General features: G+C 47.2%; 16 protein-coding genes. 5 read left to right on the top strand and 11 right to left on the bottom strand.

What is annotated here, in order from left to right:
• Positions 1–8: 8 nt before the first annotated feature.
• From nirD to cobA, 3 genes are read right to left on the bottom strand one after another with little or no spacing between them, the layout of a single operon-like run.
• Entirely contained in the window at positions 9–371 is a 363-nt protein-coding gene (gene nirD, locus ABT56_RS14305) for a nitrite reductase small subunit NirD (protein WP_047879567.1), read from the bottom strand.
• Entirely contained in the window at positions 371–2,965 is a 2,595-nt protein-coding gene (gene nirB, locus ABT56_RS14300; RefSeq protein ID WP_047879566.1) for a nitrite reductase large subunit NirB, read from the bottom strand. The genes nirD and nirB overlap by 1 nt, the downstream gene beginning before the upstream one ends.
• Before the next feature lie 13 nt (positions 2,966–2,978).
• On the bottom strand, positions 2,979–3,887 hold the full coding sequence (gene cobA / locus ABT56_RS14295) for a uroporphyrinogen-III C-methyltransferase (RefSeq protein ID WP_240478320.1): 909 nt from the start codon (positions 3,885–3,887) through the stop codon (positions 2,979–2,981).
• Between the two features lie 401 nt (positions 3,888–4,288).
• Here cobA and ABT56_RS14290 point away from each other — a divergent pair, with 401 nt between their 5' ends.
• Positions 4,289–7,072 (top strand): nitrate reductase, encoded by a 2,784-nt coding sequence (locus ABT56_RS14290; RefSeq protein WP_047879565.1) that lies wholly within the window; start codon positions 4,289–4,291, stop codon positions 7,070–7,072.
• 78 nt (positions 7,073–7,150) lie between these two features.
• Here the strand turns inward: ABT56_RS14290 and ABT56_RS14285 are convergent, their stop codons facing one another.
• The 4 genes from ABT56_RS14285 to ABT56_RS14270 all read right to left on the bottom strand — a co-directional run bounded on the left by ABT56_RS14285 (position 7,151) and on the right by ABT56_RS14270 (position 10,682).
• Complete coding sequence (locus ABT56_RS14285) at positions 7,151–7,570, bottom strand: PACE efflux transporter (protein ID WP_047879564.1); 420 nt, start codon at positions 7,568–7,570, stop codon at positions 7,151–7,153.
• Between the two features lie 211 nt (positions 7,571–7,781).
• A complete protein-coding gene (locus ABT56_RS14280) occupies positions 7,782–8,195 on the bottom strand; it encodes a hypothetical protein (protein WP_047879563.1) in 414 nt (137 codons plus the stop codon).
• A 205-nt stretch (positions 8,196–8,400) separates the two neighbouring features.
• A complete protein-coding gene (locus tag ABT56_RS14275; RefSeq protein ID WP_047879562.1) occupies positions 8,401–9,294 on the bottom strand; it encodes a sugar phosphate isomerase/epimerase family protein in 894 nt (297 codons plus the stop codon).
• Between the two features lie 176 nt (positions 9,295–9,470).
• Positions 9,471–10,682, bottom strand: coding sequence for a sugar efflux transporter (locus ABT56_RS14270; RefSeq protein ID WP_047879611.1), 1,212 nt, complete (start codon positions 10,680–10,682; stop codon positions 9,471–9,473).
• Positions 10,683–10,848: 166 nt separating this feature from the next.
• Between ABT56_RS14270 and ABT56_RS14265 the strand changes: the two genes are divergently transcribed.
• Complete coding sequence (locus ABT56_RS14265; RefSeq protein ID WP_047879561.1) at positions 10,849–11,772, top strand: helix-turn-helix domain-containing protein; 924 nt, start codon at positions 10,849–10,851, stop codon at positions 11,770–11,772.
• Between the two features lie 401 nt (positions 11,773–12,173).
• Here the strand turns inward: ABT56_RS14265 and ABT56_RS14260 are convergent, their stop codons facing one another.
• Both ABT56_RS14260 and ppsR read right to left on the bottom strand, forming a co-directional pair.
• A complete protein-coding gene (locus ABT56_RS14260; RefSeq protein WP_047879560.1) occupies positions 12,174–17,912 on the bottom strand; it encodes an ATP-binding protein in 5,739 nt (1,912 codons plus the stop codon).
• Between the two features lie 487 nt (positions 17,913–18,399).
• Complete coding sequence (ppsR, locus tag ABT56_RS14255) at positions 18,400–19,236, bottom strand: posphoenolpyruvate synthetase regulatory kinase/phosphorylase PpsR (protein ID WP_047879559.1); 837 nt, start codon at positions 19,234–19,236, stop codon at positions 18,400–18,402.
• 180 nt (positions 19,237–19,416) lie between these two features.
• Between ppsR and ppsA the strand changes: the two genes are divergently transcribed.
• Positions 19,417–21,789: a phosphoenolpyruvate synthase gene (ppsA, locus tag ABT56_RS14250; protein ID WP_047879558.1), complete on the top strand. Its 2,373-nt coding sequence runs from the start codon at positions 19,417–19,419 to the stop codon at positions 21,787–21,789.
• 175 nt (positions 21,790–21,964) lie between these two features.
• Entirely contained in the window at positions 21,965–22,450 is a 486-nt protein-coding gene (locus tag ABT56_RS14245) for a VOC family protein (protein ID WP_047879557.1), read from the top strand.
• A gap of 80 nt (positions 22,451–22,530) precedes the next feature.
• Here ABT56_RS14245 and ABT56_RS23295 read toward each other — a convergent pair whose 3' ends face one another.
• Both ABT56_RS23295 and ABT56_RS23970 read right to left on the bottom strand, forming a co-directional pair.
• Positions 22,531–22,860, bottom strand: a complete 330-nt coding sequence (locus tag ABT56_RS23295) for a NirD/YgiW/YdeI family stress tolerance protein (RefSeq protein ID WP_169753925.1) — start codon at positions 22,858–22,860, stop codon at positions 22,531–22,533.
• Between the two features lie 362 nt (positions 22,861–23,222).
• The gene (locus tag ABT56_RS23970) at positions 23,223–23,489 is read right to left on the bottom strand and encodes a hypothetical protein (RefSeq protein WP_157037857.1); all 267 of its coding nucleotides are present in this window, start codon (positions 23,487–23,489) and stop codon (positions 23,223–23,225) included.
• 348 nt (positions 23,490–23,837) lie between these two features.
• On the opposite strand from ABT56_RS23970, the gene ABT56_RS23965 reads away from it, so the two are divergent.
• Positions 23,838–24,212 (top strand): hypothetical protein, encoded by a 375-nt coding sequence (locus tag ABT56_RS23965; protein WP_157037856.1) that lies wholly within the window; start codon positions 23,838–23,840, stop codon positions 24,210–24,212.
• Positions 24,213–24,273: the final 61 nt, after the last annotated feature.

Below are 24,273 nucleotides of genomic sequence, written 5' to 3'. Positions count from 1 at the left end.
GCTTTTCCTTATTTCGCTTCTACATCAAATGCAATCTGAATTTCACCCTGATGACACCGTACAGGGTACGTTTGCAGGCACACATCCGGCTGCTCCAAACATTGACCTGTTTGCAGGTTGAAATGCTGTTTATACAGAGGTGATGCAACCACCCTCTCGTCACCGATAGAGCCTATAATCCCCCGCGATATCACATTGGCACCGCCAATAGGGTCATAATTGCCCACGGCATAGAGCGTGTCTGTTCGGGCACAGAAAAACACCGCGACCTGCTGCTGTGCGACTAATACGCAGATCCCGGTATGGCCAATCAGATCTTCTTTCTGGCACACCGTCTGCCACTGGTTTGGATCCGGATATAAAGCTCTCATCACCGCCCCTCCCCGGTAACATCTACAATATCAATATGCCGTTCAGACGCAGACAACGGACGTCGCTGGCCGCGCTCTATAACATAGGCTAATTTGTCATCCCCTTGATCGCTGTTCAGAAAATGTCTGAAACGTCTGAGTTTCTCCGGCGATTCCAAGGTTGTTTTCCATTCACATTGATAGCGGCCTAATGTCTCGGCCATATCCGCTTCCAGCTCGGCGGCAATCCCTAACGTGTCATCAATCACGACCTGTTTGAGGTATCCCAGCCCTCCCTCCAAGTTTTCCAGCCACACCGAGGTACGCTGCAAACGATCGGCAGTACGGATATAAAACATCAACAACCGATCCACATAGGTAATCAGGGTCGGACCATCCAGATCCGAGGCAAACAAATCGGCATGGCGCGGACGCATCCCCCCATTGCCACACACGTACAGATTCCAACCGTTCTCGGTGGCTATTACCCCGATGTCTTTCGACTGGGCTTCCGCACATTCCCGAGTACAGCCCGATACGGCAAATTTCAACTTATGTGGCGCACGCAGCCCCTTGTAGCGATTTTCCAAATCAATCGCGAACCCAACGCTGTCTTTTACACCATAGCGGCACCACGTACTGCCAACGCACGACTTCACCGTGCGCACCGACTTGCCATAGGCATGGCCGGTTTCAAAGCCCGCCGCCACCAGCCGCTGCCAAATCTGCGGCAGCTGGTGCAACTGGGCCCCGAACAAATCCACCCGCTGGCCACCGGTGATCTTGGTGTACAGATCAAACTGCTTGGCCACCTCACCCAACACAATCAACTTATCCGGGGTGATCTCTCCACCGGGAATACGAGGGACAACCGAATACGTCCCGTCTTTTTGCATATTGCCAAGATAAATATCATTGGTGTCCTGCAGTTCCATGTGCCGGTCTTCCAGCACATAATCGTTCCAAAACGATGCCAGTATCGAACCAACCGCAGGCTTGCACACATCGCAGCCCAGACCGTTGCCATGGCTGGAAATCAAATCATCGAATGTCTTGATCCGCTTTATTCGCACAATATCGGCCAGCTCTCGGCGGGAAAAAGCAAAGTGCTCGCACAAGTGATCGTTCACCTCCGCCCCCAAAGCGACAAGCTCGGCATCCATCACCTGCTTTGCCAGCGCCGCACAACCGCCACAGCCGGTCGACGCCTTGGTGGCCGATTTCAATGCCGCCATATCCGAACATCCTGCCGCTACCGCTTGCCGAATATCGCCCTTGGTAACGTCATAGCACGAACAAATTGGCGCGGTATCAGGCAGCGCATCAATACCCGTACCCGCATCATTGCGACTCTCTGTATCATCACTGGCTAACTGGGGTAAAATCAAAACGGCAGGGTTGTCAGGTAAAGGCAAATCGTTGAGCTTGGTCTGTAATAATGTACTGTAACTTTCGACATCACCGACCAGTACCGCCCCCACCACCTTGTCGCCATCCGGTGAGAGGATCAGCCGTTTGTAGACTTGCTCAATACCATCGCTGTAGGTATAGGACTGCGCATTATCATCGCCACCGTTCACATCACCGATACTGGCAACATCCACCCCAAGCAGCTTGAGCTTGGTACTCATGTCGGCTCCGCTAAACCTCCGGAGCGATTCAGGCTCAACCGGGGCTTGAGACGTTTTGGCAAGCGCAAGATTACTGGCCACGACTTTCGCCATCTGATAACCGGGGGCAACCAAACCAAAAATCCTCTCCTGCCATAAGGCGCACTCACCAATGGCATAGATATCAGGGATACTGGTTTGGCAAAAATCATCAATCACGATGCCGCCACGAGGGCCGACCTCAATGCCGCTTTGACGAGCCAGCGAATCTTGCGGCCTGATCCCGGCAGAAAAAATAATCATGTCGGTCTCAAGAAACGCCCCATCAGAAAAATTCATCCGATAACGACAATGCTCACCAGCCACAATCTCTGTGGTCGCCTTGCCGGTATGTACATGGACCCCCAACGCTTCTATTTTCTGCCGGAGCAACTCCCCGCCGCCGCTATCGAGTTGTACCGCCATCAACTGGGGGGCAAACTCCACCACATGCGTCGCCAACCCCATCGATTTAAGTGCATTCGCCGCTTCCAATCCCAACAGCCCCCCACCGACCACAACCCCGACGTCACTTTCGCTCCCGGATGCCTCAATCGCTTCAAGATCCTCGATAGTGCGGTACACATGGCAATATTGCTGGTCGTTACCGGGGATAGGCGGAACAAAGGGAAAAGAGCCCGTGGCCAGAACCAGCGTGTCATAGCCCTCTTGTAACCCTGAGGCTGTAATCACCCTTTTATGCCGATGGTCGATGTCAGTCACCGCCTCCCCCAACACATAACGGATCCCCTGCTGCTGGTAGCGCTGCTCGTCTGTTAGCGCTAACTCACCGGCTGTTTTACCGCTGAAGTAATGGCTGAGCTGAACCCGGTCATACGCGAGTCTCGGCTCTTCGCTGAACGTTATAATTTCAAACTCACTAGCCCCCTCTTGGGCCAGCATGTCTTCGATAAACTTGTGGCCCACCATGCCATTGCCGACCACAACGATTCGCTGTTTTTTCATGCTCCCTTCCTCGTTACGCTGGCAGGTACTCTTGTGTTTCGGCCATTGACACCACCCATTGCAGCTGCTCTGATAACGCCACAACCTCACCAATCACAATAAGAGCGGGAGCCTCAACCTGATTACCGCTCACCAAGCTCGCTAAATTGACCAATGTCCCGGTGAAGGTGCGCTGCTCCGGGCAACAACCATTTTCAATCACCGCCACCGGCATCTCTGCCTTTGCCCCCGCAGCAAGCAACTGCTGGGCAATCTCATCGGCCTTGCTCACCCCCATATAGAACACCAACGTATGGGATAACTGCACCAGAGCCTGCCAATTAATAGGCGAATCTTTTTCGGTATGGGCCGTCACAAACGTGCATCCTTGTGACACGCCACGATGGGTCATGGGGATACCGGCATAGGCACCACATCCCGTGGCCGCAGTGATCCCGGGAACCAGCGAGACGGGGATCCCAAACTTTTTCAGAACCAGTATTTCCTCGCTCCCCCGGCCAAAAATGAACGCATCCCCGCCTTTTAGCCGACATACCCTCTTGCCTTGGAGCGCCAATTTGACCAGCAAGCGATTAATCTCATCCTGACTCAAACTGTGCTGCCCTTTGGCTTTGCCCACGTAAACTAATTCTGCCTGCGCCGGAAATCGCTCTCGGATAGCCTCGCTAACCAGCTTGTCATAGACAATCACCTCGGCCAGCTCGATAGACTGCAGCGCCTTAAGCGTTAACAACATAGGATCACCGGGGCCGGCCCCCACCAAATCAACGCAACCTCGCTTCATCGCCAGCGTACGCACGTCTGCACTAACCTCATAAGCCACCAGCGCTTCATCAAAGGCAACACCACACCCAAGAAGCTCCTGCTCTTCAATTTCCTGATGTATTCGCGCTTCATCAACTAGCGTTCCATTGTGCGTCATGGCTTCCCCTTGCTACTGTCCGTGTTAACCCACTTACTGACCGGTTAGTCATTAGTTACTACACTGAGCCACAGCAAAGACAGTGCCATCCCCAACAGCTGCACATTCATAATCAGGTAACCAATTGTTAAGCAATCACTTTTAAATTAATCCGTACGCTTATAACCTCTCCCCAGCCCCCCGGTTAGCCTCACCATCTGCACCCATGACGTGCAACGAAGGGGCATTTGCACCAATCTAGCCCCGAGTCAGAACGATGCGATTCTTAGGAATAGGCCGCCCGCTAGAAACCAGAACCTACCGCCATCAATACATTTATCGATAGAAAGACGCACCGCCTACTCTCCCCACCACTATTGGCGCGGTTATTGCTGTGCTAAGCATTGGATGAGGAGAATGTCATGGATAAAAAGACAAACGGATGGATCAAGACAACCTGCCCCTATTGCGGGGTGGGTTGTGGGGTAGAGGCCAAACCCAACGCAAAGGGCGCATTGGATATTCGTGGCGATCAATCACACCCCGCCAACTACGGCAAGCTCTGCTCAAAAGGGCTGGCGCTCGGTGAAACCGTCGGGGCACAGGGGCGTTTGTTACGTCCCTCTATAGAGGGTGAACCCGCATCTTGGGATCAGGCGCTTGACCATGTCGCCAATCAATTTTCCGAAGTCATTCGGCGGCACGGCAAACAGGCGGTGGCATTTTATGTCTCTGGCCAGCTGCTCATTGAAGATTACTATGTTGCCAACAAGCTAATGAAAGGGTTTATCGGCACCGGCAATATCGACACAAATTCTCGCTTGTGCATGTCATCAAGCGTGGCTGGCCATCAACGGGCCTTCGGTGCAGATCTGGTTCCGGGGTGCTATGAAGATATTGAGCTGGCGGATCTGGTGGTTCTGACGGGATCAAACTTGGCGTGGTGTCATCCAGTACTCTTCCAGCGGCTACGCGCCGCACAAGCAACACGCAATACCAAGGTGGTGGTGATTGATCCGAGAAAGACAGCCAGCTGTGATATTGCGGATCTGCACCTGCCACTCAAACCGGGTAGCGATATCGCCCTATTCAACGGCCTGCTGGCGTACCTCAACAAACACCAGCATCTCAACGACCGTTACATCACCGAGCATACCGAAGGTTTTTGCCAAGCTCTCGCCACTGCATCCGATTTTGCTAACCTCTATACGATAGCCGCCGCAACAGGGCTCGCTATCTCGGACATTGAAGCATTTTACCGCCTGTTTGCCCGCCACCCGCGTACCGTGACCGTTTACTCCCAAGGCATCAATCAATCGTCATCCGGTACAGACAAAGTCAACAGCATCATCAACTGCCATCTGGCCACCGGCCGTATTGGCCAACCCGGCAGCGGTCCGTTTTCCGTCACCGGCCAACCCAATGCCATGGGGGGCAGAGAGGTCGGAGGATTAGCGACCATGCTGGCCGCACACATGACCTTTGACAATCCGCACCACCACCAGCTGATCAGTCAATTCTGGCATACAAACAAGTTAGCCGATACTCCGGGGCTCAAAGCCATCGATATGTTTGATGCGATAGAAAAAGGCACCATCAAAGCCATTTGGATCATGGCCACCAACCCAGCTGTTACCCTCCCAGTGAGTCGAAAAATCAATAAAATCCTCGAAAACTGTCCTTTTGTCGTCGTGTCTGACTGCATGGCGAAAACCGATACCTTACGCCACGCTAATGTCGCACTGCCCGCGCAGGGATGGAGCGAAAAATCCGGCACGGTGACCAATTCAGAGCGGCGGATCTCTCGCCAACGGCGAATATTGCCCTCCCCGGGGGAAGCAAAACCAGACTGGTGGATGATCTGTGAAGTCGCCAAAAGAATGGGATATGCAGAAGCCTTCAACTACCGCCACGAAGGCGAAATCTTTAGCGAATATGCCACAATGACAACTCTTGGCCGTGAAGCAGGACATCATAACGGCAGGCTCCCATCTTCTCCTGACCGCCCCCCTGCCACACCTCGCCCGCTGAACCTTGCTGGACTGGTCAATCTGAACCACTCGCAATACCAGCAATTACTCCCCCAACAGTGGCCCGTATACCAATGCGATCAGCCAACATCTCGGCTATTAAAAGACGGGAGGTTCGCAACTGCGTCAGGCAAAGCGCGATTTATCCCCACCACCCACCACCAGCCTGCCTCTACACCGAACAGACAATTCTCCCTCATTCTCAACACCGGACGGCTCCGCGATCACTGGCATACCCTAACCCGAACCGGATTATCACCAAGGCTATCCGAACACATTAGCGAGCCATTTATCACCCTGCATCCGCTCGATACCGCCAGATATGGCTTGGATAATGGCCAGTTGGCGCAAGTATCAAGTCGGTATGGCCAAGTGCGATTACGCGTGAGAATCAGCCATGACACCCCGCAGGGACAAGCCTTTGCCCCGTTTCACTGGAGTGACAGCACTACCAGCCTCGGCAATATCAACAGCCTCATCGGGGCACACCGCGATCCACTCTCGGGGCAGCCCGAATTCAAATGTACCCCTATCAATATTCGCCCGCTTGTACGCAAAAGCGAGGCCCTACTGACAACCCGGAGCATCATCACTAAAGAGCGATTTGCACGCTATGCTATCAACAGCTGGACGGTACAACGCATCACACATGGCTACCTGTACCGAATCAGCTCGGGGCAAGCACCATGTTGGCTATCACAGAAACTTCAGCAGCTTCTCGCCTTCCATGAAACAGCCCACTATAAAACAACCGAGCATCACGATGAACTCTCGCCACAAAACCAACACAGCCCCACACAAACCATCATGATTGAAAACCACACTGAGTACCGCGTAGTCTACCTTGAGGCCCTGCGCATTCAGGCAGCCTTTGTGGTGTCCCCTGCCGAGCCGAACCTTGAAAAAGACTACATTTATACCTTGCTCACCCGTTCGCTAAATGATCCCTTGGTACAATCCCTTTTTACCGGTCGATCATCACCTGACATACAGGCAGGGCGAACCGTGTGCAGTTGCAAAAACGTCGGCCATCACACCATCACCCGCGCTATCCGCACCCACAAACTTCACTCAGTGACAGGGATCAGCCGCTGTACCCTAGCTGGCACAGGGTGCGGCAGCTGCCTTCCCGAGTTACAACAACTTCTGGAAGATACATTTATCCCCCAAGAATAAAACAAAAAGCCAGTGCATAGGCTGCACTGGCTTTTTGTAAAACAGAGGCCGTATTTCATCGGCGGAGATCAGCCCGACTCACTTAGCTGGCCTTGCAACCGGAAATACCCAGTCATAACACCAGTTATAGATGTACGAATAGAACAGATAGAAAACCACCAACCCCAAATCCAGCAACAGTGCCTGCCACAGGCTAACGTTGAGCACCCAGGCCAGCACCGGAATCGTAATCACCAGCAAGCCAGCCTCAAAGCCGATGCTTTGCAGAACCCGGTGCAAAACCGTTTTCACCGTTGTTTTGAACAGGCGAGGCATCATGGCGTCAAACCACTTGCAGTAGACAAAATTCCACACCGTGGCGATCACCGAAAACAGCACCCCAACCGCACCGACATGACCAAGTTGGAAACCAAGTTGGCTCAGGCCAAAAACAATAATAACAAGGCCGATCAGCTCAAAGAAAATAGCATGGCGGATTCGATCTGACGTTGTTCTCATAGTAGCAACCTCTTGCAATTCAAAAACGGGAACAACGCCAATTTAACGTTTATTATGATACTTAAAAGCCAATAATCATCACTAAAAATGATAGTAAAGCAGGCTGTTCACGACTCGAGATATACGTTTCAGTAAAAACAAAAAAATACAGCCGCTGGTAAGCGGCTGTATTTTATAAATAATAATGCGGTTACACCTTGTCAGGGCAACATCAGTGCCGCTCGTCAATAGTTTTGAGCGAACGGAAAAAGAGCCCCAGCCCCCCGATAGCCAAAATCAAAATCATGATTAGCTCGAACGCCGTCATGGTTCTGAAACTAAAGCGAATGGACGATATAACACCGATAATCAGGGCGGAAACCGATCCCACCGTCAACAACCACGCAATAATGTTCCTACCATTGAAGAACAACAAGCCGATACCGAACATAAACGGGATCATGATCATTCCGCCTGTTATCCCCACACCAGAACCCAACACGGAGAAACTGTATAACCTCGATCCTAATCCAAAGCTCGAAGATACCGAAATGGCATTAAACAACAGATAAAACCCGCCGCACATCATAATCAAACCGATAAAGAACTGCCCAACGCCACCCGTTGTACCGCCTGCTCCATTCATGCTTACGTCCTTATTTTGTGATAGTTCCGACCACTTTACTGGATGGATATTCAATTAGCAGCACATTGAGCCTCGATATCTAAATTTTGAGCACTCACAGGCATATCAGAATGTAACGGCACACAGTGACGTACAGAGCTTTCGAACAGCAGAAACCAGACGCAATGGCGTACCAGCCCAAGCCAATCCGCCACCGCCGACATGGCTATACAAAAATACCGGTATCCATCAGCAACTGGCGGCTTTTCTTGATATCCATGAAGGCTGTCGCGCTCTGGCCTGGATCGCGATCCTGCTCGATGGTAATCCACCCACGGTAATTTATTTTCGCCAGCACGTCAGCAATCGCCCTGTAATCAATGACCCCCTCACCCAACGGGCACATCACACCATTGATACGCGCCTGCCGAAAACCAATCTGATCGGCCAATGCCTGATTGAATCGTCCCTCGTTGAGGTCGCTGAAATTCAAATACTCCAGCCGATCGGCAAAATCAAGCAGGGTATCGGCGGGATCCATCCCAGCGTAATACAACTGGCCGGTATCAAGGCACAAACCCGCATCGGCCGGGGTCAGATCGGCCAAGACCCTTTCAATCTCGTCGCGGAACTCGATATAGCTCGCGGTCTGGGGTTTGACCACAACTCGGATACCGTAATTCTTGGCAATACTCGCAATATCACGGATCGTACTGATCATCTGTGCCCAGTGGGCATCATCCAGCCGAGGGGCCGAGGCAGATACCCCAGCCGACTGGTTACGGACATCATTGACCACATCGATCACAACCAGTTGGGTACAACCGATTTTTTCGAGCATGGCACACAACTGCTTGGATTTGTTAAGGATACTCTCGTAATAAACAGGGTCGGATAATGGCTCAATCAATGTCGCGGCACACACTTCCAACCCCTTGAAGTAAAGTGCGGTATTGACCGTATCAGCATCCTGAGGCAAAAAGCCGTTGGGCCCCAGCTCGATGCCGACATAACCGGCCAGCCACGCTTCCGATACCACACTCATCCAATTGGGATTATGGGGATTGTCTGAGCTATCTACCCCCCAGCAACATGGGGCGCATGCTATTAAATTACTCATTGTCTCCTCCTAATTTCTACGCAAAATAACGCAAATTACTCAGAGACTAACGCCTGTTACCTAGAATTTGAGTGACCCATGCCTCATCTTATTTTTGCATTTTTGAAAATCAGATTTGACCGGATGGCATATAACAAGGCTAAAGCACAGCAATCACATAACGCTTCAACGCCGTATTACGGCTGTACCGAGACAGTCACTTTGCGCCGCATTGTATATAACTGATCTTGCATCAACCGAAGCAACAAAGCGCATCCCGCCGCCGACAAACTCACCCAGAATGCACTGTAGTAGCTAAAATATCCAGCCAGCACACCAATAGTCACACTTGCCAGCAACATGCTGATTTGCAGCCCGTTGGAAAATAACGTCGTGGCCGTACCCACCTGATCACGCATCATGTCTTGCATCACCACCATGCCCAGCGTGGCCGTCGTGCCGATGAATAGGCCGTTGAATACTTGCAGGGCTAGGAGTGCCCCTTCACTGGTGACCTGTGTCATTCCGATATAGAACAGACAACCGAACATCACCCCGATATTGAGCAAACGGTGAGCCCCCAAACGCGCAACTACAATGCCTACCCCGAGCATAATCGGGATCTCAATCAAGGCAGCCAACCCCATCATCTGGCCAGCCAAGCCGCTGTCACGGCCCAGCTCCTTGGTCAGGTAAAGTGGCATGCTGAGAATATAGAGGTTGCTGGCAAAGAACATCAACACTACCGCCGCCATAAAAACCATCACCTTGGACTGACGATACCACGGGACGCTCGCCTCTATTGACTCTGTATCTGCATGTGCTCCTTCAGCCGCGCATTCGTCCTTCATATCAGGCAGATTTAAGAAAATCAGCATACTTACGGTACCGCACACCGCAGTGACCAGAAAGGTCATGGTGAACCCGTAAGTAGACTGGGACAGGAACGCCAACGGCGGGCCACACACCCAGGCCAGGGCGATAGTGGCACGCATTGTGTTGAGGAACAGCGTTCCCTTCCCTGCCAAATGCTGATCGGCATACTCTCTTCCCAGCGCAAACACCTGTGGGAACGCAACGCTGCTGACGCTGGTCACCGAAACCACAACAGCCAGCGCCACCCAGTATTCGCGGTTAAAGGCAAAAATCAGCGCCGTGGCAACATAGCACAGCGCCGCAATGGTGATCAGCCGTTTGCGACTCATCCCCTGATCCGAATACCGGGCCAGCCACTGCGACACCACAATCGCGCTGAGCACGCTACAAACGAGGTACAGGCTGAGTCTAAAAGGCGTGGCACCGAGTGCCTCAACCAAGTACAGGGTTGTCAGCGGGAACAGAAAAGCCCCGCCCAAACCAGAAAAGAAAATCCCGGCAATAAAAAAGAAGATAGGTCGATTCAACGGCATAGCACACTCACTCATGTTGCGACTGGTTTCACGAAAGTCTACCGCCGCCAACATGGATATGTTGTATTGTTCTGCCGATGAATAATACTATTCCGTCATCATGAAATCCGTTGCTGACCGCCGTTTACTATAGCCAGCGACACGCCAACAAGGACGGGCACAAACCATGAAACCCTATATCGAAAAAATAGGGCAAGATAATAACTTCACTTGGCGGATCGAACATTACAGCTGCCTTGGCAAGGATCATTTATTCGGTTGCGGGTGGCACTATCACCACGAATTTGAACTGGTACTGTGCCACGATCCGCAGCACGTCACCCGCAGCACCGCGATCAGCGGCGATCGGTGCTACGAGCAGACCCACAACACCTTGGTACTCTATGGCCCCGGCCTGCCCCACATGGTATCCGGCCACTCCCTGCCCGATCGTCACTGCGACGTCGGCAACCATATCTTGTGGTTTGATCCCCGTTGGATCGAAACGATGATCAAGGCAGAGCCCGCCTTGGCAATCCTCGAGCCGATGCTAAAACAATCCTCCAGCGGACTGCGCTTCAGCCAAGCCTGCGCGGAAAAGGTCGTCGAGAAACTGCGCCAGACCCGCGAGCTCTCCCCCGCCCGCCAATTCGGTGCCATCATCGATATTCTGCTTTTGCTGGCCGAAGACCGCCATGCCGAAACACTGGCCTCTACCACCTATGCTTTCCGCCTTCCCGATGACTCCAGCGGGCAGCTTCAACGCCTGCATCGGCTGCAAAACTACATCGAGCACCATTACCAGCGGCCAATTCGTATTGCAGAGCTATGCGACATACTCCACATGAGCGAAAGCTCGGTCTACCGCCTGTTCGAACGCCACTTCAACGAAAGTTTTGCCGACCACCTCAAACGCTACCGCATCGGCAAGGCCTGCGAGCGAATCATCAACACTGAACTGCCCATTGCGCTTATCGCCGAACAGTCCGGCTTTAGCAACCTCTCCAACTTCAACCGCCAGTTCAGGCAAAGCAAAGGGATGACCCCCAGTACATTTCGCCGCTTGTTCCGCCCGACATCGGCAGACACCAGCCGCCTGTGCCCGCGTTAACTGTCGCAGCCCTAAACACCTACAGCACAGCGCATTCATACGGGTTAGCCACAACGCAAAGAATAGGGAACAGAGAAATAAGCCCCTTTCCAAGGGGGAAGCTAGAAAGGGTTGATGGTGATGGTCATATCAGGCGAATAGCAATGATAGAAATAAGCCGACTTTTGAATGTCGGCTTTAGGGATGAAAGTGGACATAAATGAGTCAGTAATTTTGCTAAGTTAGCTTTTTACGGATTAGCGTAGGTATTAGCAAATTCAGCCACCTAATATACTTAATTCAACTACCTACTACTTAATGTGAATATTTCGAAACATTTTCCCTCTGGGTAGCCGATTACCTGCAATGTAAGTTTTCATATGTTCAGATACTGCTGGTGAAACATTATTAGTATCAAATACTTATAATTGACCAAGTTTTAGCTCGGACTCAAAATAAAAATGCTCTGTGTTCGCATTATCCGCAGAAAATCCACTTTTATTAACCACGCTAAATCGTCCAACCAGAGAAAAGTGTTCATCCGTACGCTCAAGAATTAACTTTAGATTAGGGCTGGCTATAGTCGCTACACCTAAAGAAGGACCCAAGCCATAATAACGAACTGGGAACCAGTCTTGATACCAGAAGCTCCATTTCGCTATTTCCAAGCCCCTTTCCTTAAAACTGATGCCATCAGCATTGGCTTCAATATATGGCGTGTCCATTCCAAGAGATAAATGCGGTACATATAGTCCTCTTACGGCTTTATCAAGTTCAAACCTGCTAGCAATTTTTTCATGCAAACATATTGATAAAGGGTAAACACCTGTAAATATTGGATCTTGATTATCTTCGATTGCGGCAAATTTATCTGAAGCATTTAGTTCACAGCCTTCAGCAGTGCTAATCGCAAATACCTCTAGATCTACATTGATACCTTCAACCTGATGCACAATAGGTCCTGAACCGCCTAACAGTACATCATCACTACATGCTAGCTTGTCTAAAATTGTTTGAAGTTTTCTCACAGACGGAGTTCTTTCGTTCTGCAGAATCTCCGACTTAACTGGCCACAAAGTTGGTCTTGATACGGGTTGTACACCATGAAGCAAATCAGTTAAAGGAAGGGTCTGCTTAACTAAGTGTAATACTTTCTCTTCATCAATTGAGAAGTTAGCAACTGCATACAAAATAGTTCGTACATAAGCCGACATCACCGCCGACTCTGTAGCTGAAGACAAACTACACATCAGATGATCTCGCGACCAAAACATGCCGCCAGAGAAACTGTATGGATCAAAGTAAAAATAATTCTCCCTACTATTAACATATTCAAGCTCTGAGGACATATGACCAAGAAGGTCAACTCCAACATTGTTTCCCAAAGTACTAATAGATAATGAAATATAGCCAGGCAATCCATTTAATGATTTTTTTAACCTTTCACTAATTCCAACATTCGTGGAGTTCTTCAAATATGAGTTAACTAGACTTCTCTCATCGTAGCTAAACCCCAAATCTTCAAATAGATATTTCAATGCCAAGGAATGATATGGGATCGCTTCTATGAGTTCTTCTGCATCGAAAGGATTTTTTTCAACAAGCTGAAGTATTGATAAATATTCAACGACAGATATTTCATTCGGGAGTGACTTAGTACATTCAATAAACTCTTTTCTGTACAGTCCCTTATTATCATTATCAATTATATGAGCTATCTTCAGAGCTGTCTTTTTCTTTACCGCTTTATCCGGCCATTGATAGAATTTTAAGAGAAAGCTAAAGGCCCATACTTCTTTAGATTTTATCTCGTCCAACCAATACGACTCTCGAATTGGCAAGTGCTCTATATCCCTTTCCAAACCACGGACAATTACGTCAGTGACATCCGCCGCTAAATCATTCTGACCAACAGCTATTAAAAACATTACTAGCTTACTAGTTGGTACAATTGACCACTCATCGCCGCGCAATTGAAGGTGCTCACCATGAATTGAATCAGCTAACAGTTCCTCCCATCGGTCTTTATACTCTTGGGCATAATAGCAAATCATTTCTTCAGATTTTGAGCCAGAATATCTACTCCAATAATTATTAGCTCTAATGCTTCTAAGTGCCCAAACATACGCCCTCCTTTTACCTTGAAGCTTCTTGCTCGCTTGATAAATAGCATCGATACTTTCCTTAAGCCCATATAAATAAGGGAGGTCTTCATCGTCCTTGAAGAAGTTTTCATATTCAGCGATGACTCGCAAGCCTTCTCCAAGATCAACCCAATGTTCTATCCATTGTGAAAGATAACTAGAATCTGAGTATCTATACTCTTTTCTTATTCTCTCTATTAAATCACCTAAATACTCTGGCACATAAGAACCAAAAGGAATTTTTATTTCTTCTTTATCTATATGGCTACTAGAATCTCTATCACTTGGCTTAGGTGGCTCTGCACCATAATATTTAACAATTTCCTGGAGTACCGGGGCAAGAGAAGAATCTTCATTTGATCGTTCTTTAATAGCCTCAACCAAACCATAAGAATAAAAGCAGCCAATCAAATCTAGTACACCAGGCAAATTGATGTCACCGTTTTTTATATAAGCAATTAAAATATCTTCAAGTACATACCAATTCTGCTCATCAAGGTGAAAGGAAAACTCATCGTATATTCTGCTAGGCAAATGCTTGCTCAACAGTTGCATATACCAGAATGGTATATGCCTTATTTCCCTCTCCGTGAATGAGAACATGTCTACTGTAAAACATGAAACCCTCTTCAAATAATCAGCAACATCCCCAACATTAGCGTCAGAACATGCCTGAATTGATTCAAACACTTCATGAAATGTAATATCTTTTCTATACCCGTAGCCAAGCATGTACTTACAAGCCTGCTCTAAACCAGTTTTCACGGCATCCTTTAAACCAAGTGAAGATGAAATCGATACAATATCAATACACTCATCACCTAGTTCAGCTGTATTACCTTCCCTATTGTTAAGGTCATTTAAAGAATCACACCAGTAATTATTGGCGCTATCATGTTCGACAGGAACGAAAGACTGTTTTACTGATTTTTTAAAGAAAACGACTGGACTCCACCACGAATAGTCTTGAACCTCATCAAGATATTTCTTATCAAGATTTTCAAAAAGATTTTTTTCTTTCAGCAATAAAGAAATTTTGATGCATGCATTAGGAATGGCATGTATTACAGATAATGTTTTAGAATGAAGTTCATAATCGTACCCAATATGTTTTTTGCAACCTGAACTTTCTATATACTTGTAGATATCTAAAGGGTTTAACTTTTCACCGTTGCGAATTAACTTCGCTGTATTCACAGCTGCAATATAAAAGCCAAACCAAATCGAAAAGTCATAATTATCATCAACTTGGAGTTTTAAAATTTCTTTATCTAAAGTTAATACATCAAAAGCCAAATGATCATTCAATGTATGAAAGAAGAAATCAAGCAACTCACTCTCTGACACTCCTTTATGTCTAAAATAGATCGGACCAACAAAATTCTCATGTACTAGCAACTGATTTTTCAAAAAATAATAAGACACACCAAACGAAGAAGCTAATACTTCATCTCGATAATCTCTGCTAGATAGGTCAATACCTGAAATACAAGAGGCGGTTATAGAACATTCTAAAAATTTCGGTTTACTTTCTTCAGGAAGGTTAAAGTAGTCAATATCAAGAATATATTCTGGATTATCACTTCTTAATAAGGATGAAAATAGTTTTTCATACAAACCATCTTTAGGAGTAATCCTGTCAATTAGGTCAATAATTCTACCTACATCTGGTTCATCACAATCACACAAAACTTGAATTAGCGAATCAACTGTTAAGCTAAATTTATTTTCAGTTCCTTCATATATATTCGCGTAAAATACTGCCCTTTTGTATAGCTCTTGATAGCAGTTCTCTACAACTTCTGGATATTTTCTCCTACATAGTGATGCAACAGCGACGATATCCTCTATATCCAATGTTCTTATATTGTCCGATTTCCAAAGTAACCCGTATTCATCATCAGAATACTTCATAGCCGAGCGAGAAAATTCTGAAAAACTCTGAATCTGATGTTCAGGACCATTGATAAACCTAGTTTTTATAAGACGTAAATCAACTAGACGAGTATAATTTTTATTAGAAAAAGCCACTTTTTCAGCACTAGAGATAATATGTTCAATATGGCCCAAAGGATATCCATCGCATAACGAATTTATAACCCACTCTTTAGTAACACCTTGAAGCAACGGATCAGTGTTTTTCATTTCCGATTGTACAATCCAATCCCATGCCCACCTCCAAAACGATGGCGCATCGTTGCTAAGCCATTTACTTACAACCGGATATAACCTTCTTTTAGCGCCTTCAAATTCTTCCCGCTTTTGGATATTTACTAATAGGCTCCCGTGAAATGGAAACACACCACTCCGGCGGTGTTCTACTAAATGCTCAATCTCTTTATACGCTCCTAAAAATGTTTGTGTCCCTTCAAAGCATTTTGCGAAGCTATTTTTATCTGGCCATGGGAATTCCGTCATAGCCATTAAGTATAGAATTTCCTTAGCTAATTCCGAGAGGTTTGCCCAAATATTCCAGTAGTATGTATTAATATCACCATCCGGACACTTATCCAGCTTCTCGATATCATAAACGGACACATTCTTTTCTTTAGCTAACAATGTGCGCAACGAATAAATTACATGCAAAGGGTATCCGCTTGAAACTTTTTGTAATGCTAGAGCTATTTCAGGAATAGAGCTTAAAGATGTGCTTCCTCCAATATTGGCGACGCCGGAATCACGCAAGCCTTCAAGCCATGATCCAATTGCAGACAAATCCATATAAGGGATATCTAACCACCTATCACCTTCGACGGGGCAATTACTTAGCAACCTGTTAGGCAACTTAGAGCTACTGACCGGCTGGGTTCCAAAGACAATTGTTACGCCTTCTGGAGCTGGTAGAACTCTATTTATTAAATGTTCTAATTGAGATATATCAGACCTCTCTCTCCATACATGGTCCAATCCATCCACAATTAGTATAAAGGTTTCCCCTCTTTTGTTTGCCTCCTCGCCTACTCGAACTAGCCACTTATCTATATTCTCTGGTGATTCATCCAACCCAACCCACGAAGTCATAGGGGAGTTTTTTATTTGCTTAATAATTGATGATGCGGCGGTAGAAAAAGAAATCCGATCGTCCAGACTTTGAAGGCCCAGTGAATAATGATGTCGCGCTACAGCTACATTCTTAGTCCGTAGATTTTCATACAAGTAGGAGAGGTAGGTACTTTTTCCCATACCAGGAGCGCCCGATACAACCCAAGCTCCCCCTGTCTCTAGCTTATTAGTAACATCGCTATGAAAATTCATTGTTGGGGGGAGGTATTTTTCAGGTATATCAAAGTACTGGGAGAGATCACGGCTGACTCCTAGGCTCAATAAGCTGTGTAGGTCCTCAAACCTAATGCATCCATCGGCCGAAGGCTCTCCTTTTCTAGTAGCCCATCTCTTTACTTTGGATAAAAATCTGTGCCAACCTTCTTCGTTAGCGTGGTCTGGAACTAAAGAGTCATGAAGCTGATTCTCCAGATTATCAATCGTTGGTTGACTATGTATAAATTTGAAATTGTTGAAGAACTCCTCAGCCTCGGCCTTTCCACCTAGCTGGGATTCAATAGTCTTAAGGTGCTCATTCGGAATACTGTGAAGATCGATCATTCCATTTTTCAAGCATGCAGAAACTTCAGTGTCCGGCTTTCTGTTTGTTATTAGTTCGGCTTTTCCTAGTTGACTCTTCTTAATCGCTTCAGTTAAGTCTTTCGACCACTTTTGAATTAGAGAAGTGCCATTCCCTTTACGATACGTTAGCCAATCAAAACTAAGGGTAAGATCTTCTCTGTTCGCATCAATTGTAAACTTAACTTGGGTTAGTTCGTATTTTCCGTCTGCTCGAAGGGCAATAACATCATCTAAACTGGATACCTTTGCGTCAGGTAATGAGCTACTTTCTACTTTTACCCACTGATATTTGTCCCTATCGTGATACCAATTAACCAATAGCCTTATACATACTAGGTCCTGATATTCATACCCAAGACGGGTTAACTGAGTGCTCTTGATTGGAGAGTTCATCTGAGTTGGTATTCCTTTGCGCTTCTCATTGTCACTACGGTGCTTAACACGACTCCTGCGGAGAGCAGTGCGTGTTGCTAACTCCAGGCGTCGTTGACTTCTGGGGAATAGACGGAAAAGTCATTAGTTCTGTTCCGAAAAAAATTTCTAGACACCAGCTAAATTAACTACTATCCAAGATTTAGCTTACAGAGACTATTACATGCTAATGCATTGGAAAAACAAGACAAAGTTAACATTATTTGTAAAAAGGCAAAAAACTCTTAAATTCAATCAATTACAAAGTTGCAGGTCGTTTAGATAGCGATTTTGTCTGGCTCTATTTTCACGCTTTTAGAATAACTAAAAGTAACTTAAATTGTGCATTGGAAAGCTGATAACCTAGCGTTCGTAACTCATTTTGGGGCAAAACTGAGTTAGTCATTATCCTCCCCTACCCCATAAGCATTTCGAAATCACCGCCCCTGAGCTAACTTGGGTAATACCATCAGCAAAACAGGCTGCGCTTCAGCCCAGTTCTTTCCAAGATCCGAGAGGTGATTTCCTCCACCGACAGTGACGAGGTGGTGATATAGGGGATCGCTTCTCGCCTGAAGAGTGCCTCTACCGTGTCGACCTCTAATTGGCACTGCTTCGCACTGGCATAATCACTTCCCGACAGGCGGTTTTCTCGAATCTCACTCAGGCGCTCAGGGGCAATAGTCAACCCAAACAATTTATGGCGGTGGATCTCAAACTCCGGCAGCAACCGGATTGCGGCCAGATCTTCGGCAATAAGGGGATAATTGACCACCCGCAGGCCAAACTGCATTGCCATATAGAGGCTGGTTGGTGTCTTGCCGCTGCGCGACACACCCAGCAGAATGATATCGGCCTCATCCAAGCCTTTGAGCGTAATACCGTCATCATGGGCAAGGGTGTACTCAACGGCGGCTATACGATCGAAATAGGATTCGGAGTCTTTGCCTACGCTGCGAGAGCGCTGCAATTGGGGTTGCGGTGCCATCTGAATATCATCTTGTACCTTCTGCACAATATTGCCCAGCACGTCATAGTTGTGCGCAGGCGCGCGGCAGACCATCTCACGTACCTCTGGCAACACAATAGAAAAGAAAACCAATGGCTTAATACCACTATGCTGGTAAGAAGCCTCAATTTCCTTGAACACCTCTGCCGCCCGCTCTGTGCTATCAACAAACGGAAACGTTTTTTCATCGGGGATGAAGGAAAACTGGCTCAGAACAACATGCCCTAACGTTTCACAGGTGATGGCCGTTCCGTCAGAAACATAGAATACGTCACGTCTTTGGCTATTTATTTTCATTTTTGTTTATTTTTTCATCGCTTATTGAGTAGTATGCGAGCCACATCATATAAATAAATCACCTCGGCATTCAGTTACATTCCCCACAGCTTTGGAAATCCGGATCATTTTTCCACGCTGAAATGTAATCGATTGCTTTTGATCTTCCCTACAACAGCTGTAATGTTTCTGGAGAAAAACATGCAAAAGAACATCCTCTGGTTCAACGGTCTATCCATGGATGATGTCGATAAGGTCGGCGGTAAAAATGCATCACTCGGCGAAATGGTTTCCAACTTGGCTAACGTGGGGATATCCGTACCCAACGGGTTTGCGACGACTTCGCATGCATTCAACCGGTTCCTCGACCACGACGGGCTGGACGAGCGTATCCACCAACTGCTCGATGAACTGGATATTGACGATCTGGACGCACTTCGCAAGACCGGTGCCACCATCCGTCAATGGGTATTGGAGGCGCCATTCCCGGCCGATATCGAGCAGGATATCCGCGAAAGCTACCAAGAGCTAACCGACAACCATCCCGAGATATCCGTCGCCGTTCGCTCTTCAGCCACCGCCGAAGATCTCCCGGATGCCTCTTTTGCCGGCCAGCAGGAAACATACCTGAACGTCAAAGGGATCGATGCCGTCTTGGAGGCCACCAAGCACGTTTACGTTTCGCTGTTTAACGACCGCGCTATCTCGTACCGTGTTCACCAAGGCTTCAACCACCGAGGGATCTCGCTATCAGCCGGGATCCAACGCATGGTGCGTTCAGACAAGGCCGCTTCGGGGGTCATGTTCACGCTCGATACCGAGTCGGGGTTCGATCAGGTGGTCTTTATCACCTCATCGTGGGGGCTGGGCGAAATGGTCGTGCAAGGGGCGGTGAATCCCGATGAATTCTACGTCCACAAGCCGATGCTATCGGCGGGCCACCACCCTATCGTGAAAAAGGTCTTCGGCTCAAAACAGATCAAGATGATCTACGCCGACAGCCAAGAAATCGGCAAACAAGTTGAAACCATCAACACCTCAGCAGACGAACGCAATACCTTTTCACTCACAGACGACGAAATCAAAGAGCTGGCCAAACAGGCGATGATCATTGAAGCGCACTACCAGCGCCCGATGGACATTGAATGGGCCAAAGATGGCATTGACGGCCAGCTTTATATCGTCCAGGCCCGCCCAGAAACCGTATGCTCCCAAAACAAAAGCAACGTTATCGAACGCTATGAGCTAAGCAACAAGGCCGACGTCTTGATCGAAGGCCGCGCTATCGGTCAGCGTATAGGCAAAGGGCCGGTGCGGTTGGTGGACAGCTTGGATCAAATGTCGCTGGTTCAACCCGGCGACGTACTGGTTACCGACATGACCGATCCCGATTGGGAACCGGTGATGAAAAAGGCTGCCGCCATTGTTACCAACCGGGGCGGCCGGACATGCCACGCTGCCATTATTGCCCGTGAACTCGGCATACCGGCTATCGTCGGCTGTGGTGATGCCACCAAGCGTTTGGCAGACAGTGAAAACGTCACCGTGTCTTGCTCTGAAGGCGAAACCGGCTACGTGTACCGTGGCGAACTGGAATTTGATATCAAGCGCTCCTCGGTAGACGAGCTGCCGCATCTGCCTACCAAGGTCATGATGAATGTCGGCAACCCCGATCGCGCTTTCGACTTCGCCCAGCTTCCCAACGAAGGCGTTGGCTTGGCACGCCTCGAATTTATCATCAACAAGATGATCGGCATCCACCCCAAGGCATTGCTCAATGCCGACGAGCAAGACGAAAACCTAAAAGCCGAGATCGCCCATGCCATTCGCGGCTACAAAGACCCGATTGATTTTTACGTCAGCAAACTCACCGAAGGGATCGCGACCATTGCCGCTGCCTTCTGGCCCAAGCGCGTTATCGTTCGCATGTCTGATTTCAAATCGAACGAATACAGCAACCTGATCGGTGGCAAGGGCTATGAACCCCATGAGGAAAACCCGATGCTGGGCTTCCGTGGGGCATCCCGTTATATCTCGCCGGTTTTCGAAGACTGTTTTGAGCTTGAAACACAGGCGCTCAAACGCGTGCGTAATGAAATGGGCCTGAAGAATGTCGAAATCATGATCCCGTTCGTCCGCACGCCAAGCGAGGCGGCATCGGTTATCGACCTGCTCGCCAAATGCGGCCTGCGCCGGGGCGAACAGGGGCTGAAAGTCATCATGATGTGCGAAGTGCCGTCCAACGCCATCCTCGCCAGTGAGTTTTTGAAATATTTCGATGGCTTCTCGATTGGCTCTAACGACATGACCCAACTTGTGCTGGGGCTGGATCGTGACTCGGGCGATATCGCGCACCTGTTTGACGAGCGCAACCCAGCCGTGAAGGCGATGTTCAAAATGGCGATCGACGCAGCAACCCACGCAGGAAAATACATTGGCATTTGCGGGCAGGGTCCATCCGACCACGATGATCTGGCCCGCTGGTTAATGGCACAGGGGATCAGCTCGGTATCACTCAACCCCGATACGGTTATTGATACATGGCTGAAGCTGGGCAATATGAACCAGCCATAATACCGGCTCTTCCCATCTCAACCACCCTATCACCAATCGGTGATAGGGTGTCTTTTGATAACCAATAATTATTATTTATATAATTATTGATAATTTCAAATAATATCAATACCTCCATATACTCTCCTCATCGAAACAAATAACGCATTCATCCTTTTAGATTTCGGAGCAGATTATGAAAATGAATCATGTGGGTATCATGGTTGGCGACATGGACAAAGCCGTTGAGTTCTACACCAATGCCTTGGGCCTTCGCGTTGTTATGGGCAATACCAAGGTGATTGAAGAGCGCGAAACCGCCATCGGCAGAATGTGTATCGCGGTGTTCGGCGAGGGCTTCAAAGGCTTCAACATTGCCCACTTAGTCACCACAGACGGCATTGGCGTTGAACTGTTTGAAATGAAAGAGAGACAAGAGCGCCACGAGGTCGATTTCTCCCGCTTGGGCATTTTCCACTTCTGCCTGCAAACCGATGATTTCGCGGGCGTAATTGAAAAAGTCGAGAAGTTCGGCGGCAAAGTCAGAATGGACATCATGCGCTATCACCCAGAAGATGATAACAAGCCGGCCAAAATGGTTTACCTGGAAGACCCGTTCGGCAACCTGTTCGAACTCTACTCACACACTTACGAAGAAACGTATGCGTCTGACTACGAGTAACCCAAAATACAAAGAGAAAGACTGGCATAGACCAGTCTTTCTTTTTGTATTCTAAAGAACAAGGTGTTGCGATATTAATTTTATGTTTTCCTTATCTTTTCAACATCAATGATTTTCGAACCCCAATTCGAGTCCACTTTCCCGCGAATAGTAATTTGCTCATATAATTCTACTTGTAAACGAGAAATATAACCTTCATCAACTTTTATATAAATATTTCCAGTTTCATCATGGAATAGATACGTACTGTCTCCCATCGACTTCTTAATATAACCCGTCAATCTGACTTCATGCCCAACTTCAACCTTTTTAGAGGCTGAGACTGTATATACAAAGTTATTATTATCTGCAGTCACTAACTCATCTGGTGATGAAAAAAACATCAAAGAAGCAATAATTAACGATTTCATCTCATACATACCCGTTCGTAAAACATGCGGATATCATAAGTACAAGAATGTGAAGAATTCGTTAGTGATTACGCATCACCAGCACAAAAAACAAACTTTGCGCGTAAATTTCATTGCGGAATCATACCTATTTAACATAAGGCAAGCATCAACCACCAGGACTCTATCTTCTGCGATCGCAATCCTTATTAACATATTCCACAGATCTATCATCATATATAGTGCTATCTCGCAGTCAACGGCGTGCCCATCAACACTGGCTTTGCTAAGCCAAGCAAATCCTGCATATTAGTGGCTATACATAATGTGCAGCTAATCATCATAGCGGTAACGAAGAAACGGATAGAATACGGATACTCTATTTACATGATAAATATATATAAAGTAATTTTGTTATTCCTGCTCCTTTTACCGTCATTTGCATATGCCAATGGCGGTTCTCCCATTCTATTATTTATTAGCTTTAGCGTATTCATGACCGGACAGGTGTGGATATTGTTTTCTGAAACGCTATTTTTATCAAAAATATCATCCTTGGATTTCAAAAAAGCATTTAAACTTGTTTTTTCAGCCAATGTTGTTTCTACAATCATTGTTGGGATTGGTTTTCCAATTCTGCTTGCTTCCATTTTTATATTGCTGTCAATATATGCTGATGGTTATTATTTAAATTATATCGCCTCATCCGGAATCTATACTTACTCGATGCCAGACAATAATATACAATCACTTCTTTTATCACTATTCTGGCTATCCACTACCTATTTTCTAACCGTTTATTGTGAACGTATTTTTTACAAATCCTATTGGCATGAGATTGGATTTAAACCAACATTTAGCCTAAATAAATTTGTGTGGCAGGCAAACCTTCTCAGTTATTCAGGCTTATCTATTATTTTATATGCGCTATGGGGTAACACGTTAAATATTTAGTCCGCATTATGCACAATATATTTCACAAGATATCAAGGATAAACATGAACTGTTATCATCACGAAAACAATCCAGCAAATGGAACATGCAAAAATTGTCATAAAGCTATTTGTAAAGAGTGTGCTATAGATACAGGGCGAAGAATTGCATGTTCACATGAGTGCGCCAAAGACGTCAGTGACTATAATCTTTTAATGGACAAATCTAAGAAACTATATGGGCTAGATGAAAGTGGAACTAAAATACAAACGGGTACACTTATGACCGTCGCTTTAGGCTCAATCATGTTAGGCACTGGCATTTACAGATACTTTGAATATGATGCGATAGATTGGCCTTCGCTATTAATCGGTGGTGTTTTCATCACATTTGGAGCGATGGGTTATGTCAAAAACAAAAAGATCGGTATAAGTTGCTAAGAAAAGAATAATAATTACCAACATTTATTCTAGGTATTAAAAAGCCTCGGTAATACCGAGG

Source organism: Photobacterium aquae (assembly GCF_001029445.1).
GTDB classification, from domain to species: domain Bacteria; phylum Pseudomonadota; class Gammaproteobacteria; order Enterobacterales; family Vibrionaceae; genus Photobacterium; species Photobacterium aquae.
This window is presented reverse-complemented; position numbering and strand designations above follow the sequence as displayed.

What these genes read in the sequence shown, in the direction of transcription:
- nirB (WP_047879566.1), bottom strand. Translation starts at nt 2,965, where the DNA reads ATGAAAAAACAGCGAATCGTTGTGGTCGGCAATGGCATGGTGGGCCAC.
- ABT56_RS23965 (WP_157037856.1), top strand. Translation starts at nt 23,838, where the DNA reads ATGAACTGTTATCATCACGAAAACAATCCAGCAAATGGAACATGCAAA.
- nirD (WP_047879567.1), bottom strand. Translation starts at nt 371, where the DNA reads ATGAGAGCTTTATATCCGGATCCAAACCAGTGGCAGACGGTGTGCCAG.
- ABT56_RS14275 (WP_047879562.1), bottom strand. Translation starts at nt 9,294, where the DNA reads ATGAGTAATTTAATAGCATGCGCCCCATGTTGCTGGGGGGTAGATAGC.
- ABT56_RS14285 (WP_047879564.1), bottom strand. Translation starts at nt 7,570, where the DNA reads ATGAGAACAACGTCAGATCGAATCCGCCATGCTATTTTCTTTGAGCTG.
- cobA (WP_240478320.1), bottom strand. Translation starts at nt 3,887, where the DNA reads ATGACGCACAATGGAACGCTAGTTGATGAAGCGCGAATACATCAGGAA.
- ABT56_RS23970 (WP_157037857.1), bottom strand. Translation starts at nt 23,489, where the DNA reads ATGGAAGCAAGCAGAATTGGAAAACCAATCCCAACAATGATTGTAGAA.
- ABT56_RS14245 (WP_047879557.1), top strand. Translation starts at nt 21,965, where the DNA reads ATGAAAATGAATCATGTGGGTATCATGGTTGGCGACATGGACAAAGCC.
- ppsR (WP_047879559.1), bottom strand. Translation starts at nt 19,236, where the DNA reads ATGAAAATAAATAGCCAAAGACGTGACGTATTCTATGTTTCTGACGGA.
- ABT56_RS14280 (WP_047879563.1), bottom strand. Translation starts at nt 8,195, where the DNA reads ATGAATGGAGCAGGCGGTACAACGGGTGGCGTTGGGCAGTTCTTTATC.
- ABT56_RS14270 (WP_047879611.1), bottom strand. Translation starts at nt 10,682, where the DNA reads ATGCCGTTGAATCGACCTATCTTCTTTTTTATTGCCGGGATTTTCTTT.
- ABT56_RS14260 (WP_047879560.1), bottom strand. Translation starts at nt 17,912, where the DNA reads ATGAACTCTCCAATCAAGAGCACTCAGTTAACCCGTCTTGGGTATGAA.
- ABT56_RS14265 (WP_047879561.1), top strand. Translation starts at nt 10,849, where the DNA reads ATGAAACCCTATATCGAAAAAATAGGGCAAGATAATAACTTCACTTGG.
- ppsA (WP_047879558.1), top strand. Translation starts at nt 19,417, where the DNA reads ATGCAAAAGAACATCCTCTGGTTCAACGGTCTATCCATGGATGATGTC.
- ABT56_RS14290 (WP_047879565.1), top strand. Translation starts at nt 4,289, where the DNA reads ATGGATAAAAAGACAAACGGATGGATCAAGACAACCTGCCCCTATTGC.
- ABT56_RS23295 (WP_169753925.1), bottom strand. Translation starts at nt 22,860, where the DNA reads ATGAAATCGTTAATTATTGCTTCTTTGATGTTTTTTTCATCACCAGAT.